13 protein-coding genes are annotated in these 16,701 nt (G+C 70.3%); 6 read left to right on the plus strand and 7 right to left on the minus strand.

The window, feature by feature from the left end; translation table 11 throughout:
- Positions 1-7: 7 nt before the first annotated feature.
- Entirely contained in the window at positions 8-919 is a 912-nt protein-coding gene (gene dapF / locus GR168_RS10455; protein ID WP_159370674.1) for a diaminopimelate epimerase, read from the plus strand.
- Between the two features lie 52 nt (positions 920-971).
- The gene (gene hflX / locus GR168_RS10460) at positions 972-2,414 is read left to right on the plus strand and encodes a GTPase HflX (RefSeq protein WP_159370675.1); all 1,443 of its coding nucleotides are present in this window, start codon (positions 972-974) and stop codon (positions 2,412-2,414) included.
- A 40-nt stretch (positions 2,415-2,454) separates the two neighbouring features.
- On the opposite strand, the gene GR168_RS10465 is transcribed toward hflX, so the two are convergent.
- The 4 genes from GR168_RS10465 to GR168_RS10480 all read right to left on the minus strand — a co-directional run bounded on the left by GR168_RS10465 (position 2,455) and on the right by GR168_RS10480 (position 6,801).
- Entirely contained in the window at positions 2,455-2,715 is a 261-nt protein-coding gene (locus GR168_RS10465) for an HPr family phosphocarrier protein (protein ID WP_058250193.1), read from the minus strand.
- Positions 2,716-2,813: 98 nt separating this feature from the next.
- Positions 2,814-4,952, minus strand: a complete 2,139-nt coding sequence (locus tag GR168_RS10470; protein ID WP_159370676.1) for a fructose-specific PTS transporter subunit EIIC — start codon at positions 4,950-4,952, stop codon at positions 2,814-2,816.
- A 116-nt stretch (positions 4,953-5,068) separates the two neighbouring features.
- Positions 5,069-6,034, minus strand: a complete 966-nt coding sequence (locus GR168_RS10475) for a 1-phosphofructokinase family hexose kinase (protein ID WP_065628914.1) — start codon at positions 6,032-6,034, stop codon at positions 5,069-5,071.
- A complete protein-coding gene (locus tag GR168_RS10480) occupies positions 6,031-6,801 on the minus strand; it encodes a DeoR/GlpR family DNA-binding transcription regulator (protein ID WP_058250196.1) in 771 nt (256 codons plus the stop codon). Before GR168_RS10480 ends, GR168_RS10475 begins: the two co-directional genes overlap by 4 nt.
- 149 nt (positions 6,802-6,950) lie before the next feature.
- On the opposite strand from GR168_RS10480, the gene GR168_RS10485 reads away from it, so the two are divergent.
- Complete coding sequence (locus GR168_RS10485; protein WP_137808721.1) at positions 6,951-8,660, plus strand: putative PEP-binding protein; 1,710 nt, start codon at positions 6,951-6,953, stop codon at positions 8,658-8,660.
- On the opposite strand, the gene lexA is transcribed toward GR168_RS10485, so the two are convergent.
- Positions 8,638-9,342, minus strand: coding sequence for a transcriptional repressor LexA (gene lexA / locus GR168_RS10490; RefSeq protein WP_137808722.1), 705 nt, complete (start codon positions 9,340-9,342; stop codon positions 8,638-8,640). The genes GR168_RS10485 and lexA overlap by 23 nt on opposite strands.
- A 224-nt stretch (positions 9,343-9,566) precedes the next feature.
- Between lexA and GR168_RS10495 the strand changes: the two genes are divergently transcribed.
- Positions 9,567-10,106 (plus strand): LysM peptidoglycan-binding domain-containing protein, encoded by a 540-nt coding sequence (locus GR168_RS10495; protein ID WP_159370677.1) that lies wholly within the window; start codon positions 9,567-9,569, stop codon positions 10,104-10,106.
- Positions 10,107-10,205: 99 nt separating this feature from the next.
- A complete protein-coding gene (gene nrdR, locus GR168_RS10500) occupies positions 10,206-10,706 on the plus strand; it encodes a transcriptional regulator NrdR (RefSeq protein ID WP_058250310.1) in 501 nt (166 codons plus the stop codon).
- Here nrdR and hrpA read toward each other — a convergent pair.
- Positions 10,680-14,666: an ATP-dependent RNA helicase HrpA gene (gene hrpA / locus GR168_RS10505; RefSeq protein ID WP_159370678.1), complete on the minus strand. Its 3,987-nt coding sequence runs from the start codon at positions 14,664-14,666 to the stop codon at positions 10,680-10,682. The two genes, nrdR and hrpA, sit on opposite strands and share 27 nt — an antisense overlap.
- A gap of 82 nt (positions 14,667-14,748) precedes the next feature.
- Here hrpA and GR168_RS10510 point away from each other — a divergent pair, with 82 nt between their 5' ends.
- On the plus strand, positions 14,749-15,999 hold the full coding sequence (locus GR168_RS10510) for an aminotransferase class III-fold pyridoxal phosphate-dependent enzyme (protein ID WP_159370679.1): 1,251 nt from the start codon (positions 14,749-14,751) through the stop codon (positions 15,997-15,999).
- A gap of 166 nt (positions 16,000-16,165) precedes the next feature.
- Here the strand turns inward: GR168_RS10510 and GR168_RS10515 are convergent, their stop codons facing one another.
- Positions 16,166-16,699 (minus strand): alkyl hydroperoxide reductase, encoded by a 534-nt coding sequence (locus tag GR168_RS10515; protein ID WP_058250203.1) that lies wholly within the window; start codon positions 16,697-16,699, stop codon positions 16,166-16,168.
- Positions 16,700-16,701: the final 2 nt, after the last annotated feature.

The following is a 16,701-nucleotide window of genomic DNA, read 5'->3' on the forward strand; positions in this document are numbered from 1 at the left end:
GTGATCCGTGACTTCCGCCCCGCAGAGCAGTGCGAGCGACGGCCTGCACTTCGTCAAGGGTCATGGCACCCAGAACGACTTCGTGGTCCTCGCCGACCCCGACGCCGAGATCGCGCTCGACGCCGCGACGGTCGCGGCGCTGTGCGACCGGCAACGGGGGATCGGCGCCGACGGATTGCTGCGCGTCGCCCGCTCGGGCGCCCTCGTCGCGACCGGTGTCCTCGACGCCCTGCCGGACGGGGTGTCGGCCGACGACTGGTTCATGGACTACCGCAACGGCGACGGTTCGGTCGCGGAGATGTGCGGCAACGGGGTACGCGTCTTCGCCCACTACGTCCGGGCGTCGGGACTCGTCGACACCGACACGTTCTCCGTCGGTTCCCGTGCGGGTGCCCGCGGCGTCACCATCCACTCCTTCGACGCCGTGCACGCCGAGGTCACGGTGGAGATGGGTCCGGCGCGGCTCGACGGGTCGTCGGTGGTCCGCATCGGTGACGACATCTACCCCGGCGCGATGGTCGACGTGGGCAACCCCCACCTGGCGTGCGTCGTCGCGGACATGACCGCGGCCGACCTCGACGCGGTCGACTTCTCCGCCGGCGTGATCATCGAGGCCGCCGACTTCCCGCACGGCGCGAACGTCGAGCTGCTGACCCCACCCGCGGAAGGGCCCGACGGCAGCCTGACCGCGCGGATGCGGGTGTTCGAACGGGGCGTCGGGGAGACGCGCAGCTGCGGAACCGGCCTGGTCGCGGCAACGCGCGCCGCTCTCGACGCCCGCGGCGCGGACACCGGCGAGCTGCGCATCGGCATCCCCGGCGGTGAGGTCACCGTGACGATCCGTCCCGATGGCTCGACCCTGCGCGGGCCGTCGATGCTGGTCGCCGACGGGGTGCTGCGGCCCGGCTGGGAGCGCTGAGCTCGATATTCGCGTGCTCGGTCCTGGACGGTCGTGAGACCATGGTTCCCGTATGACCGAATCAGAAGCACAGATCATGTCCGCGGCCGATCTCGGGATCCGCGACACCGCGGATCCCACCACCGGCGAACTCCAACTGTCCGAGCGCGCCTCGCTACAGCGCATCGCGGGACTCTCCACCGAACTCACCGACGTCACCGAGGTCGAGTACCGGCAGCTACGACTCGAACGCGTGGTCCTGGTCGGCGTGTGGACCGAGGGCAGCGCGGCTGCCGCGAAGGCCAACATGACCGAGCTGGCTGCCCTCGCCGAGACGGCCGGTTCACAGATCCTGGACGCGGTGATCCAGCGTCGCTCCAAACCCGATCCCGCCACCTACATTGGCAGTGGCAAAGCCGAGGAATTGCGCGAGATCGTCCTCGCGACCGGCGCCGACACCGTCGTCTGCGACGGTGAGCTCACCCCCGCCCAGCTCAATGCGCTGGAGAAGGTGGTGAAGGTGAAGGTCATCGACCGCACCGCGCTGATCCTCGACATCTTCGCCCAGCACGCGACCTCTCGCGAGGGCAAGGCGCAGGTCTCCCTCGCGCAGATGGAGTACATGCTCCCGCGTCTGCGCGGCTGGGGTGAATCGATGTCCCGGCAGGCCGGTGGCCGGGCGGGCAGCAACGGCGGTGTGGGCCTGCGCGGTCCCGGTGAGACCAAGATCGAGACCGACCGTCGCCGCATTCGGGAGCGGATGGCCAAGCTGCGGCGCGAGATCCGTGGCATGAAGAAGGCGCGGAACACCAAACGTGCTGCGCGCAAGAGCGGTTCGATCCCGACGATCACCGTCGCCGGCTACACCAACGCGGGCAAGTCCAGCCTGGTCAACGCGATGACCGGCGCCGGTGTCCTCGTGCAGGACGCGTTGTTCGCGACCCTGGATCCCACCACCAGGCGGGCGACGCTCGACGACGGCCGCGCGGTCGTCTTCACCGATACGGTCGGGTTCGTCCGGCATCTGCCGACCCAGCTCGTCGAGGCGTTCCGCTCGACGCTCGAGGAGGTCGTCGACGCCGATCTGCTGCTGCACGTCGTGGACGGTGCGGACGCCTTCCCGATGGAACAGATCTCGGCCGTCCGTCAGGTCATCAACGAGATCGTCACCGAAGAGGGCGTCACCGCGCCGCCGGAGTTGTTGGTCATCAACAAGATCGACGCCATCGACGGCAACCGCCTCACCGAGTTGCGTGGCGCGCTCGGTCCGGATGCGGTGTTCATCTCCGCCCGAACCGGTGAGGGACTGCCCGAACTCTTCGGGCGGGTGCGCGAGTTCGTCGGTCGCGAGGACGTCGAGATGACCATCGAGGTGCCGTTCGACCGGGGTGATGTCGTGTCTCGCGTCCACAGCGAGGGCGAGGTCATCTCGTCGGAGCACACCGAGACCGGTACCACGATGAAGGTCCGCGTCCCGGCCGCTTTCGCGGGCGAGATCGCGGACCTCCGGATCTGAGCGCTTCGCCGGCGGTACGGACCCAGTCGGCTGGACCGACCTAGTCGGCGTCGAGATCCTTCTCGACGAGACCGACGATGGTGTCGAGCGCGGCCTGGTCGTCGGCCGTCACGACCACGCGGGTGCCCTTCTCGGCCCCGAGCGTCATGATCATCAGCGCCGATCCCGCGTCCACCGGGTCACCGCCCTCGAGGCCCAGCGTCACCGGGCTGCCGGTCTCGGCGACCGCCTCGGCGATGATCGTGGCGGGGCGGGCGTGCAGTCCGACTGCGGAGCCGACGGTGGCGGTGGTGCTGGGCATGGGAACTCCTTCGAGTGTTGTCGTGTGTTCTGCGGTGGTTATCGGGCGATTCGGTGCCGGGGAGCGCCCCGGATGTCAGGTGGTCGTGTGATCGGGTGTCAGACGGCGACCGCCTCGAGTTCGTCGAAGGCGACGGCGTCGCGACTGCGGTGCACCTGCTTGGCCGCGACCACCAGGACGGCGGACAGCACCGTACCGGCGACCAGCGCGACGAGGAACAGGACCCAGTTGTTCATGGCGAAGAAGACGAAGATGCCGCCGTGCGGGGCGCGCAGTTCGACACCGAAGGCCATGATCAGCGCACCGCTCAGGGCACCACCGGCCATCATCGACGGGATGACCCGGAAGGGGTCGACCGCGGCGAACGGGATGGCACCTTCGGAGATGAACGACGCGCCGAGGAGCCATGCGGCCTTGCCGTTCTCGCGCTCCGGTTCGGTGAACAGGCCCGGTCGGACGACAGTGGCGAGAGCCAGGGCGAGCGGGGGCACCATGCCGGCACACATGACCGCCGCCATGATCTGGAACTGCGCGGGTCCGGCAGTCGCCGCGTCGGCGATCCCGGCGGTGGCGAACAGGTACGCGCTCTTGTTGACCGGTCCGCCGAGGTCGAAGCACATCATCAGGCCGAGCACGATGCCGAGGGCGATGGCCGATCCGCCGGACATGCTCTCGAGGCCGCTGTTCATCTGCTCGGTCAGCCAGGCGAGCGGTTTGCCGAGGACCATGTAGAGCAGTCCGCCGACGATCATGCTGCCGAACAGCGGGATGACCACGACCGGCATGAGACCACGAGCCCACTGGGGCACCGGGGTCCGCGCGATCCACAGGCACACCACGCCGGCGATGAGACCGCCGATCAGTGCGCCGATGAAGCTGGCGCCCACGGCGAGCGAGACGATGCCGGCGACGAAACCGGGTGCGATACCGGGGCGGTCGGCGATCGCGAAGGAGATGTAGCCCGCGAGGACCGGTACCGCCAGGCCCATCACGCCCGAGCCGATCGCGAAGCTCACCGCGCCCAGGTACTGCAACAACCCGCCCGCCGGCAGATCCCAGAGGCTGTTGTTCAGGGCGATGAACGCGCCGTCGCTGAGGGTGCCGCCGTCGTCGAGGTTCGTGTTGGCGACCTCGTAGCCGGCGAGCAGGAAGCCGAGCGCGATGAGCAGTCCGCCCGCCGCGACGAACGGGATCATGTAGCTCACACCGGTCATGAGTGCCTGGCGTGTACGGCCGGCGAGACCGATGCCCGACTTCGACGAGTCGGCCGCGTCCGCGTCCGCGCCGTCGCCGGTGACGCGCGCCGCGTTCGGGTCGCGCCCCGCCGCGACCGCCTCGGCGATCATGGCGTCGGGCTCGTTGATGGCGCGCTTCACCCCGGATGCGATGACGGGTTTGCCGCGGAACCGGTTGCGGTCCTTGACCCCGACGTCGGTGGCGAAGATGACGGCGTCGGCCGACGCGATCACATCCGGATCGAAGGCCGTGGTCGCCGAGGACCCCTGGGTCTCCACCGCGAACTCGACGCCGGCCCGCTCGGCGGCGTACTTCAGGGCGTCGGCCGCCATGTAGGTGTGGGCGATGCCGGTCGGGCATGCGGTGATCGCGACGATGCGCGGCGTGGCCGGTCCCGGGTCCGGGGTCCGGTCCGAGTCCGGGCGGGCCGGCGCACCTTCGGGTTCCGTGGTCGACGTCGCTGGTGCTGCCGCGGCGGCCGGGGCAGTGGTCGACGGGGCAGGGGTCGACGGGGTGGCGGTCGGCGCGGTGGCGGGGGCCGGGGGTGCGGGGTCGATGGCCTCGTTGACCAATTCGATGACCCGCTCCTCGTTCTCGGCCGCGCGGAGCGAGGCCACGAAGTCGGGCCGGACGAGTGAGCGGGCCAGCGAGCTGAGGAGCTTCATGTGCGCACTGGCACCCCCCTCGGGCGCGGCGATGAGGAAGACCAGGTCGGCCGGCCCGTCCGGTGCGCCGAAGTCGACCTTGCGGGACAGCCGCGCCATGGCGAGACTGGCCGCGGTCACCGACGCGGTACGGGCGTGCGGGATGGCGATGCCGCCGGGAAGTCCGGTGGCGGACTTGGCTTCTCGGTCCAGTGCGGCCCGCGCGAGGTCGGCGGGATCGGTGGTCCGGCCGGCCGCGGCGAGGGCGTCGGCGAGCGTGGTGATGACGGCGGCGGGATCGCCGCCGGCGTCGACGTCGAGACTCACCGTCTGCGCGGTGATGATCTGCTCGGTCATGGGATGTCCTTCGGTGGAAAGAGTGGGGTCGGTGCTGGGTGGGTCGATGGTGGATGGAGTCGGTGCTGGATGGGTGCGGTGTTGGATGGATGTGGAGACTCGCCGGGACGGTGCCGTCAGGTCATGCGCGCGGCTCCCGACAGTTCGGTCACCCGCACGCCGGGGAGGTCGAGGTGGTCGGGCGTGGGGGCCTGGGTGCCGGCGAGCGATGCGGCCGCCGCGCCGTACGCCACGGCCGACCGGAGGCAGTCGGCGGGCGCGGCCCCGGTGCTCTGCGCGATGAGGTAGCCGGCCAGTGACGAGTCGCCGGCGCCGACGGTGCTGCGCGGGACGATCGGCGGCGGGGTCGCCGACCACACGCCGGATGCGGTGACCAACACGGCCCCGACGGCGCCGAGGGTGGCGAGGACGTTGCCCCCGATCTGTTCGGCGATGGTCGCAGCGGCGTCGATGACCGGTCCGAGATCGTTGCGCGCGAGTGCTTCTCGGAGCTGTCCGGGGTCGGCGCCGGTCAGTTCGGCGAGCTCGTCCTCGTTGGGCTTGATCAGGTCGACGCGACCGGTGACGCTGGCACGGAGGGGAGCGCCCGAGGTGTCCACCGCGACCCGGCAGCCGGCGAGGACGAGGTCGTCGGCGATCGAGCGGTACCAGTCGTCGGGGACGCCGGGAGGCAGCGACCCGCAGAGGGTGACCCACTGCGCGGAGCCGGCGTGCTCACGGATCAGCCCGACGAGCGCCTCGCGGTCCGGGCCCGTCAAGGTGACGCCCGGTGCGTTGATCTTGGTGGTCGTCCCGTCGGATTCGGCGATGGTGATGTTGGACCGGACCTCGCCGTCGACCGGCACGGCGTCGTAGGGGAGTGCGAGGTCGTCGAGTGCGGCCCGCAGCGGGTCGCCCGGCCGCGCCGGGAGCAGTGCGCGGGTGGCCAGGCCCGCGGCCGCGACGACCCGGGCCACGTTGACGCCCTTGCCGCCCGGCTCGGTGCGGACCACGCCGGCGCGCTGCACCTCGCCGCGGGCGAGCGGTGCGCCGAGTTCGAGGGTGCGGTCGAGACTCGGGTTGGCGGTGACGGTGACGATCATGCGATCACGACCTCGACGCCACGCGCGGACAGGGCCGCCGAATAGGCCGGGTCGATCCCGGAGTCGGTGATGAGGACGTCGACGTCGTCGAGTCCGGCGAAGGAGGTGAGGTCCTCGCGGTCCATCTTCGAGCTGTCGGCAAGGACCACGACCCGTTGCGCGGCTGCGACCATCGCCGCCTTGACCGCGGCCTCGTCGGGGTCGGGTGTCGACAACCCGTGGGCCTCGCTCAGGCCGTTCGTCCCGATGAAGGCGGTGGTCACGCGCAGTCGGCGAAGCGCGTCCACGGTGTCGACGCCCACGGTCGCCTGGGTGAGACCGCGTACGCGTCCGCCGAGGGCATGGAGACCGTCGGGATGGGTTCCCGCGAGCAGGCCGGCGATGGGCAGGCTGTTGGTGAACAGGGTGAGCCTCCGATCGGGAGCGGTCGCCTCGGCCGCGCGGTAGGTGGTGGTGCCGGCGTCGAAGAGCACCGAGCCGCCGTCGGGCGGCAGGAACCGGATGGCCGCCCGGCCGATCGCGGTCTTCTGCTCGATCTGGCTCGACTCCCGTTCGTCGATCCCGAGCTCGCCGAGGGTGCGCATGATCTCGGCGCGCACGGCGCCGCCGTGGACCCGCTGGAGATGTCCGGCGCGTTCCAGTACCGCGAGATCGCGTCGGACGGTCTCGCTGGTGACGTCGAATTTCTCGGCGAGCGCGGCCACGGATGCCCGCCCCGCGAGTCGCACCTCGTCGACGATCGCCTGTTGTCTCTCCTCGGCGTACACACCGCTCCGATCTCCGGTTTCGACCAACCCGCTTGTTGAGGCGTGTGGGATTGGATGTTGTAGTAATTGTGTTTACGCCTGTTTGTGTTGACAAGTCAAGCACTTTTTGTAACGGTGGTCACATCGGTAGTCGAGTGAGAGGCAAGACGATGGCGCAGATCCTGACGGGAACCCCGGTGGTCGGCGGGTTGGCCCACGGTCCCGCGCTGTGGCCGGGCGAGCGACCCGACCACTCGCCGGAGAAGCTCGGCGTCGGTGTGGAGATCGCCGAGGAACGGCGCGCCGACGAGGTCACGCGCTTCGCCACCGCGGCCGGCGCCGTCGCCGCGCGGCTGCGCACGCGCGCGTCGCAGAACACCGGGGTGACGGCCGAGGTGCTCGCCGCGACGGCGGGCCTGGCCGAGGACCGCGGCTGGATCGGTGCCGCGACCGCGCTCATCGGCAAGGGCGCCCCCGCCGAGGCCGCTGCCGTCGCGGCCACCGAACAGTTCGCGGCGGTGTTCACCAAGCTCGGCGGACTGATGGCCGAGCGGGTCACCGATCTCAACGACGTGCGCGACCGGGTCCTCGCCGAACTGCTCGGCCTACCCGAACCTGGTGTGCCCACTCCGGAGGTGCCGTCGGTCCTGCTCGCCGACGACCTCGCGCCCGCCGACACCGCGGGCCTCGACCCCACGAGCACCATCGCCCTCGTCACCCGCCTCGGCGGACCGACCAGCCACACCGCGATCATCGCGCGCCAGCTGGGGATCCCGTGCGTGGTGGCGGTGGCCGACCTGGACGAGATCGAGCCCGGCACAACCGTTCTCGTCGACGGCAGCACCGGGCGGATCGAGGTGGAGCCCGATGCGGAGGCGGCCCGGGCTCGCGTCGACGAGGATCGGCGGCATGCCGCACTCGTCGCCGGCTGGACCGGTCCGGGGCAGACCGCCGACGGGGTGGCCGTGGCGGTGCTCGCCAACGTCGCCGACGGATCGTCGGCACGCGCCGCGGCCGGGTACCCCGTCGAGGGCGTCGGGCTCTTCCGCACCGAACTCGCGTTCCTCGAGCGTGCCGACGAACCGTCGGTGGACGAGCAGGCCGCGATCTACCGGGAGGTGCTCGATGCGTTCGACGGGCAGAAGGTGGTCATCCGCACCCTCGACGCCGGGTCCGACAAACCGCTCCGGTTCGTGACCCATCCCGACGAATCGAACCCAGCGCTCGGCGTGCGGGGCGATCGGATCGCGCTGGCGCACCCCGAGATCCGCGCGCATCAGCTCGACGCGATCGCGCAGGCCGCGTCGGGGTCGGCCGTCGCGCCGTGGGTCATGGCGCCGATGATCGCCTCGCCGGCGGAGGCGCGCACCTTCGCCGCCGAGGTCCGCGGCCGTGGTCTGGTCGCCGGGGTGATGATCGAGGTGCCCGCGGCGGCGATCCTGGCCGAAGCCGTCCTCGCCGAGGTGGACTTCGTATCCATCGGCACCAACGATCTGACCCAGTACACGATGGCGGCCGACCGGATGTCGGCCGATCTCGCCGGACTGACCGACCCGTGGCAACCGGCCGTGTTGAGCCTCATCGCGGGTGTCGCGGCAGCGGGTGCACGTCAGGGAAAGCCGGTCGGGGTGTGCGGCGAGGCCGCCGCCGATCCGAACCTCGCCTGCGTGCTCGTCGGTCTCGGGGTCACCTCGCTGTCCAGCGCGCCGGCTGCTGCCGCGGCCGTGGGGGCCCGGCTCGGCGAGGTGTCCGCACCGGACTGCCGGGCCGCCGCCGAGGCTGCCCTGGCCACCTCGGACCCCGCCGCGGCGCGCGAGGCTGCCGCGGCGGTGCTCGACGGTTCGGTCGGTGGAGAGGTCAGACTCGCCGCATCACGGTGACGACCTTGCCGAGGATGACGGCATCGTTGCCCGGGATCGGATCGAACAGTTCGTTGTGCGGCATGAGCCAGACGTTGGGGCCCTGACGCTTGAAGGTCTTCACGGTGGCCTCGCCGTCGATCATGGCCGCGACGATGTCGCCGTTGTCGGCGACGTTCTGCTGCCGGACCACGACCCAGTCGCCGTCGCAGATCGCGGCGTCGATCATCGACTCGCCGACGACGCGCAACAGGAAGAGAGATCCCTCGCCGACCAGCTCACGGGGCAGCGGGAAGACGTCCTCGACGGCCTCCTCGGCCAGGATCGGACCGCCGGCCGCGATTCGGCCGAGAACCGGCACGAAGGTCGGCTCGGGCAGCTGACCGGCCGACGGGGTGTCCGGCGACGGGGTGTCACTCGGGGCGATGTTGACCGCACGGGGACGGTTCGCGTCGCGCTTGAGCAGCCCCTTGCGTTCCAGCGTCCGCAACTGATGGGCCACCGACGACGTCGAGGCCAGGCCGACCTCGTCGCCGATCTCCCGGATGCTCGGCGGATAACCGCGCTCGCGCACCGAGCGGCGGATCACCTCCAGGACCCCGGCCTGTCGCGGGGTGAGTGAGGCCTCGGCGGCGGCGGCGTCGAACGGGGCCTCGTCGTCGGCGCCCCGCGCTCGGCCGCGCCTATCGCCGGTGTCACTCATGTTCGGTTCCTCTCGTCTTCGGAACGTGCTGGTAGATGGCTTGCGCCGGGTCCGAGCCTAGCGGAGTGCGACCGGCACCTCAAACATTTGTTCGATGTGTCGCGAGACTTTGTCGGGACGTCGTGCTACAAATTCGAACATCAGTGCATCGAACATCTGATCGATGTTCGAACACCGACCGCCACACCCCGCACGATCCAGACACCAGAACACCGGAGGGCACCATGCGCACCGCCACTCTCGTCGCTCCCGTCCGCACCGACCGTCCCGACGCTGTCCGGCCCCCCACCGACCGCGCCGATCGGGTCCGGACGCGCGCCCCGCTGTCCGACGGCGGCCGCCCGATAGACAACCGGCCGGCCGGCACCCGACCGCGGGGTGCGTCGCCGGTGACCCCGCGGGTGGGCGGTACCCACTGTGGTTCTTCGGTCGGGGTGCGCGGGCGTGGCCCGGTCGGACCCGACGCGGCGGTGTTCCGTCGCCGCCGCCGCACCGCGGTCGCGCTCCTCGCCGGCGTCGGGCTGGCGTTCGTCGTGTGGGTGTTCGGTGTCGTGGGCCAGAACTACTCGGACTCGCTGACCCCGTCCGCCGTGAGTGCCGAGGTCGTCCACGTGCGCTCGGGGGACTCGCTCAGCTCGATCGCCGGCCGGGTGGCACCCGAGATGCCGCGCGAGGTCGTGATCGACGAGATCGTCGCGATGAACGATCTGGGGTCGAGCGCGCTGCAGGTGGGCCAGCCCCTGCTCACCCCCCGGTACCGCTGAGGCCGGGCGGTATCCTCGATGTCACAGGGGCCGGCCGACAAGCGGCGGGGCGCACGCTTCGGGTGCGTTCCAGCGTCCCGCGACCTGCGTGAGGACACGATGCGCTGCCCCTTCTGCAAGAACGACGACACCAAGGTCATCGACTCGCGTGTCGCAGATGAAGGGCAGGCCATCCGCCGCCGTCGCTCCTGTGTGGAGTGCGGTCGCCGGTTCTCGACCGTGGAGAGCGCCGTGCTCGCGGTGGTCAAACGCAACGGCGTGACCGAACCATTCAGCCGGGAGAAGGTCATGCGCGGCGTGCGGCGAGCCTGTCAGGGCCGCCACGTCGCCGAGGACGCGCTCGCGCAACTCGCCCAGCAGGTCGAGGACACGGTGCGCGCCAGTGGATCGGCCGAGATCCCCAGCAACGAGGTCGGACTCGCCATCCTGGGTCCGCTCCGCGATCTCGACGAGGTGGCGTATCTGCGCTTCGCCTCGGTGTACCGGTCGTTCGACTCGGTGGAGGACTTCCAGCGCGAGATCGACGACCTGAAGGCGGCATCGGGATCCGGGAGCGCGCTCGCCGAACCCGTGTCAGCCGAGTCGGTCCAGAGCTCGTAGGACCCGTTTCTCCGACACCGGGAACGCGGTGCCGAGACGCTGGGCGAACAGCCCCACGCGCAACTCCTCGACGAGCCACTGCGCTTCGTCGTCGACCACCGCCCGCCGGTGCTCGGGTACCTGTTCGATGCGCTGGGCCCACCGTTCGACGACGCGATCGACGGCGGCCACCCCGGCCTGGTCGCGTGCTGCGGACGCGGGTAGTGCCTCCAGACGTGCTTGCGCGCCGTCGAGATAGCGCGGCAGATTCTCCAGGTGGCGTCGCGCGGTGGCCGCCACGAATCCGTCGAACACGAGGTGGGCGACCTGTTCGGCGACGTCGTCGGCAGCCAGCGAACCGGCGTGCCGGTCGATCGCCGCCCGCAGCGGGGACATCCGTTCGAGGGCTGCGACGGCCAGCGAGAAGTAGTCCGGTGCGGCCGCGGCGACCCGTGGCCGGATCCGTTCGAGCAGCGCCGAGAAGGACTGTGGTGAGCGAACCGCGGCGAGCTCTGCGTCGTCGATGTCGGCGACCGTGTCCCGAATGGCCCGTCGGGTGCAGTCGGCGAGCAGTGCCTCGGTGGTCGAGTACGGGCTCTGGCTCAGGGCGAGTCGTTCGACCGGACTCAGCGAGCCGGCGATCCGCTTGTGCAGCGGAGGTATCGCGAGGTCGAGGAGGGCGACGATCCCGCGTCGCAGGAGGCGGTCTCGTGTCTCCGGGCTAGCCGCATCGACGACGACGACGCCCCGCGCGTGGCCCTTCGCGTCGGAGACCACGTCGATCGTCGGGTACCGGGTCAGCCGCTGCCCCGCGACATCGACCGTGGTCTGCTCGGCGAGCGAACCGATCCCGTCGGCGGTCCAGGTCCGATACAGGGTGCGCGACACCGTCTTCGGCGCCGCGGGCGTTCCGGTCTGCTGAAGTTCGGGCAACGAGTCGGCGCGGGAGACGATCCGTCCGGAGTCGTCGGCCACCGCGAAATGCATGCGCAGGTGCGGCGGTACCCGGTCGGTGTCGAAATCGGCTGCGGTCACCCGCATCCCGGTGATCGCCGAGAGCTCGCGCGCCAGCCCGGTGGCCAGCGGCTCTTTGCGCGGGGTGAGCCGGCCGAGCGCGAGTTCGGCGAACCGCTGCGCGGGTGACATGCTCTTGCGCAACTGTTTCGGTAGCGACTTGACCAGTGCGGTGGCCAGTTCGGCGCGCATGCCCGGGACCGACCAGTCGAAGCCGGCCGGTCGGACGTGGGGGAGCAGTGCCTGCGGGATCACGACGGTGACGCCGTCGTCGGGTGCGCCCGGTTCGAACCGGTAGCGCAGTTCGAGTCGGGTGTCGCCCTGCTGCCAGGCGCCGGGATAGTCCGTCGGCGCGACGTCGGTGCCTCCCGTGACGTCCTCGGGGCGCAGATCCAGCAGATCCGGTTCGACCCGGCGGGTCTTCTTCCACCAGGTGTCGAAGTGCCGGGCGGAGGTGACCTCGGCCGGTAGCCGCTGGTCGTAGAACTCGAAGAGCTGGTCCTCGGTGATCACCAGACCCCGGGTGCGCGTGCGGTTCTCGACGTCCGAGGCGGCCTCGAGAAGCTTGCGATTGCGGTCGAAGAAGGCGTGCTGCGTCCGCCAATCGCCCTCGACGAGAGCGTGCCGGATGAACAGCTCCCGCGAGACCACCGGGTCGATGGGGCCGTAGTCGACGCGCCGGCGGGCGACGAGCGGGACCCCGTACAGGGTCACGCGTTCGTAGGCCATCGCCGCTCCGCGTTTCGCCGACCAGTGCGGCTCGCTGTGGGTGCGCTTCACCAGATCCCCGGCGAGTTTCTCGGCCCACAGCGGATCGATCCCGGCGACGGTGTGGGCGAACAGGCGCGACGTCTCGAGGACCTCGGCCGCCATGATGAAGGCGGGCGGCTTCTTGGCGAGCGGAGAGGCGGGGAAGATCATCAGCGTGGTGTTGCGCGCACCGGTGAACTCGCGGCCCTCGGTGTTGCGGGCGGCGATGTTGCTGAGCAACCCGGACAGGATGGATCGGTGGACGGCGTCGGCGTCGAGTTCGGTGGGCGCGACCGACCAGTCGAGGTCCTTGACGATCTCGGTCAGCTGTCGATGGAGGTCCTGCCACTCCCGGATGCGCAGGAAGTGGAGGTACTCGCGCTCACACATGCGCCGAAAGCGGCTGCCGGACAACTCCTTGCGCTGTTCGCCAAGGTATCGCCACAGCTCCACGTAGGACAGGAAGTCCGACTGCGGGACGACGAAGCGCCGGTGCTGGGCGTCGGCGGCCTCACGGTGCTCGGCCGGCCGTTCCCGTGGATCGGGGAGCGACATCGCGGCGGCGATCACGAGAAGGTGGTCGAGACAACCCAGTTCGTGTCCGGCGATGAGCATCCGGGCGACCCGGGGATCGACCGGGATCCGCGACATCGACCGGCCGATCGGGGTCAGTCGCGGGGGCCCGCCCTCGCGCGGGACGGTGATGGCGCCGAGTTCGGTGAGAACACCCATACCGTCGCGGATCGCGCGGTCGTCGGGCGGCTGGACGAACGGGAACTCGGCGATCTCACCCAGTTTCAGCGAGGTCATCTGGAGGATGACCGCCGCGAGGTTGGTGCGCAGGATCTCCGGGTCGGTGAAGGCCGGCCGGGAGTCGAAGTCGTTCTCGCTGTAGAGACGGATGCAGACGCCCGGGGCGACACGACCGCATCGACCGGCCCGCTGCCGGGCACTGGCCTGTGAGACCGGTTCGATGGGAAGACGATTGACCTTGGTCCTGGTCGAGTACCGACTGATACGGGCGGTGCCGGTGTCGATGACGTAGCGGATGCCGGGCACGGTCACCGACGTTTCGGCGACGTTGGTCGCCAGCACGATCCGGCGTCCGTCGGAGGGGGAGAACACCTTCTGCTGCTCGGCGATCGACAGTCGCGCATAGAGCGGCACGATCTCGGCACCGGGACCCTTGCTGCCGCCGGTTCGTCGACGGAGCGCCTCGGCGGTCTCTCGGATGTCCCGTTCGGTGGGCAGGAACACGAGGATGTCGCCGCGGCCACCGGCCCACAGTTCGTCGACGGCGGCGTCGATGCCCTGGATCTGGTCGAGGTCGGCATGTTCGCCGCCGCCGGCGTCGTCCCCGTCGTCGGGTCGTTCCTGCAGGCTCAGCGGTCGGTACCGGATCTCGACCGGATAGGTGCGTCCGGATACCTCGATGACCGGGACCGAGGTCTTCGGCGTGCTGAAATGCCGTGCGAAGCGCGCCGGTTCGATCGTCGCCGAGGTGATGATCACCTTCAGATCGGGGCGTCGGGGCAGCAGGCGGCGCAGATAGCCGAGGATGAAATCGATGTTGAGGCTGCGCTCGTGGGCCTCGTCGATGATGAGGGTGTCGTAGCGGCGCAGCATGGGGTCGGTGGCGATCTCGCGGAGCAGGATGCCGTCGGTCATGACCCGGACGAGGGTGTCGGCGCCCGACCGGTCGTTGAACCGGACGGAGTAGCCCACCGCGTCGCCGAGTTCGGTGTCGGTCTCGTCGGCGATGCGCTTGGCGACCGAGCTCGCGGCGATGCGCCGGGGCTGGGTGTGCCCGATCGACCCGCGGATGCCACGCCCGAGTTCGAGGCAGATCTTGGGGAGCTGGGTGGTCTTGCCCGAGCCGGTCTCGCCCGCGACGACCACGACCTGGTGGTTGCGGATCGCCTCGGCGATCTCGTCGCGTGCGGCGGAGACCGGTAGTTCGTCGGGGAAGCGCAAAATCGGCACGGTCGCGCGCCGCCGGTCGAGACGGGCGCGTGCCTTGTCGACATCGGCGACCAACTGTCGCCGCTTCGCGGCATCCGGGCGCGCGGCGAGCCGATCGATGCGACGACGCAACCGGTCGGCGTCGACGAGGCCCACGTCGTCGAGTGCGCGGAGCAGATCCGAGCGGGGGATGTCCGATGCAGCGGTGTCCGGTGGAGACGGGAACGGGTCAGGTGACGAGGACGGGGCCGACATGATCACTCCAGGATATGGGGAAGCGCCGAGGCCGGTTCACCCCAGTGGCCGCGTGGGCCGCGTGGACCGGCATCATGGGGCCATGGCTGATGGTTCGAGCACTGGTACTGGATCGTTGTGGCACGGTTTCGCCGACATGGGTGCGGTGACCGCGAGCGGGCCGTTCGTCGTGACCAGGGGAGAGGGTGCGCGGATCTTCGACCGCGACGGCAACTCCTACCTGGATGCGACCGCCGGACTGTGGTTCACCAACGTCGGGCACGGCCGCACCGAGATCGCCGACGCCGTCGCGCGTCAGCTCGGCACCCTCGCGCACTACTCCAACTTCGGTGACTTCGCGAGCGACGTCACCCTGCAGCTCGCCGAGGAGCTCGGCGCCATCGCGCCGGTACCCGGATCGAAGATCTTCTTCACCTCCGGCGGCAGCGACTCGATCGACACCGCGGTCAAACTCGCCCGCCGCTACTGGGTGGAGCAGGGCCGCGAATCCAAGCGGGTCGTCGTCAGCCGCACCAAGGCCTATCACGGGATGCATGCCGCGGGTACCTCGCTGGCGGGCATCCCGCTCAACCACGACGGCTACGGCGAACTCATGCACGACGTCCAGAACGTCGAATGGGACGACGCGAAGAGCCTGCTCGGTCTCATCGAGCGCGTGGGCGCCGACAACATCGCCGCGTTCTTCTGCGAGCCCATCATCGGGGCGGGCGGCATCTATCTCCCGCCGGAGGGCTACCTCGCCGAGGTGCGGGACATCTGCCGCGACCACGACATCCTCTTCGTCGTCGACGAGGTCGTCACCGGCTTCGGCCGCATCGGCGGCGAATCCTGGTTCGCCTCCGCACGATTCGGCCTCGAACCGGACATGATCACCACTGCCAAGGGGCTCACCTCGGGGTATGTCCCGATGGGCGCGGTGTTCATCGCACCGCGGATCGCCGAGCCGTTCTTCGCCGGTGGCGTCTGGTGGCGGCACGGGTACACCTACGGCGGCCACGCGGGCGCGGCGGCGGCGGCGCTGACCAACCTCGAGATCATCCGCCGCGAGAACCTCCTCGCCGACGCGACACGGCTCGAGGGCGACCTCGCCGCCGCGCTGTCGCCGCTCGCCGACCTCGACACGGTCGCCGAGGTCCGGACCGGACTCGGCGCGGTCACCGCGGTACAGCTGGCCGACCCAGCGACGGCGCCGGCCGCGGTGGTCAAGCTGCGCGAACACGGGGTGAGCACCCGGGCCGCAGGTCAAGGGGCGCTGCAGATCTCGCCCGCGTTCGTGATGACGACCGCCGAGGTCGGCGAACTCGCCGACCGGATGCGCGCGGCGCTGAGCTGACCCTGGGGCGCCCGTTCGTGCTGCTCCCTGAGGAGCGCCTGGAGCTTGCGGAGGGCGCGTCTCGTTCTGCTCCCTGAGGAGCGCATGGAGCTTGCGGAGGGCGCGTCACGAAGGGGCCCGGCTGCGTAGCGCAGCCGGGCCCCGTCGTCGTCTCACATGCGACGGATCAGGCGTTGGCGAGCACCTCGGTGGTCGCGATCGCCTGGGCGACACCGCTGACGATCGACGCGACCTTGAGCGCCTCGAGGATCGCCTCACGGTCGACGCCGGCCTCGCGCAGGGTGTTCTCGTGCGCGGCGACGCAATGACCGCAGCCGTTGATCGAGGACACCGCGAACGACCACAGCTCGAAGACGGCCTTGTCGACGCCGGGGTTGCCGATGATGTTCATCCGCAGGCCCGGACGCAGGTCGTCGTACTTGCCGTCGAGGAAGCCGCGACCCCGGTAGAACACGTTGTTCATCCCCATGATCGACGCGGCCCCGAGCGCGGCGTTGTAGGCCTCGGCGGACAGCGTGTCGGCGGCCTCGTCGGCGATCTCGCTGAGCACCTTGGCGTTTCGCGTGGCGGCAGCGGTCGACAGCAGGGTTCCCCAGAGCTGCTCCTCGGTCAGCGCGGTGGTGCGGCTGATCGAACCGAGGTTGAGCTTGAGGTCCTTGGCGTACTCGGGAAGTGCTTCCTTCAGGTTGTCGATGCTCATCT

The sequence above is a fragment of the Gordonia sp. JH63 genome (assembly GCF_009856645.1).
Taxonomy (GTDB): domain Bacteria; phylum Actinomycetota; class Actinomycetes; order Mycobacteriales; family Mycobacteriaceae; genus Gordonia; species Gordonia hongkongensis.

Coding starts and splice junctions, on each gene's coding strand:
- hflX (WP_159370675.1), top strand. CDS start 972: ATGACCGAATCAGAAGCACAGATCATGTCCGCGGCCGATCTCGGGATC.
- GR168_RS10495 (WP_159370677.1), top strand. CDS start 9,567: ATGCGCACCGCCACTCTCGTCGCTCCCGTCCGCACCGACCGTCCCGAC.
- nrdR (WP_058250310.1), top strand. CDS start 10,206: ATGCGCTGCCCCTTCTGCAAGAACGACGACACCAAGGTCATCGACTCG.
- GR168_RS10470 (WP_159370676.1), bottom strand. CDS start 4,952: ATGACCGAGCAGATCATCACCGCGCAGACGGTGAGTCTCGACGTCGAC.
- hrpA (WP_159370678.1), bottom strand. CDS start 14,666: ATGTCGGCCCCGTCCTCGTCACCTGACCCGTTCCCGTCTCCACCGGAC.
- lexA (WP_137808722.1), bottom strand. CDS start 9,342: ATGAGTGACACCGGCGATAGGCGCGGCCGAGCGCGGGGCGCCGACGAC.
- GR168_RS10485 (WP_137808721.1), top strand. CDS start 6,951: ATGGCGCAGATCCTGACGGGAACCCCGGTGGTCGGCGGGTTGGCCCAC.
- GR168_RS10465 (WP_058250193.1), bottom strand. CDS start 2,715: ATGCCCAGCACCACCGCCACCGTCGGCTCCGCAGTCGGACTGCACGCC.
- GR168_RS10515 (WP_058250203.1), bottom strand. CDS start 16,699: ATGAGCATCGACAACCTGAAGGAAGCACTTCCCGAGTACGCCAAGGAC.
- GR168_RS10510 (WP_159370679.1), top strand. CDS start 14,749: ATGGCTGATGGTTCGAGCACTGGTACTGGATCGTTGTGGCACGGTTTC.
- GR168_RS10475 (WP_065628914.1), bottom strand. CDS start 6,034: ATGATCGTCACCGTCACCGCCAACCCGAGTCTCGACCGCACCCTCGAA.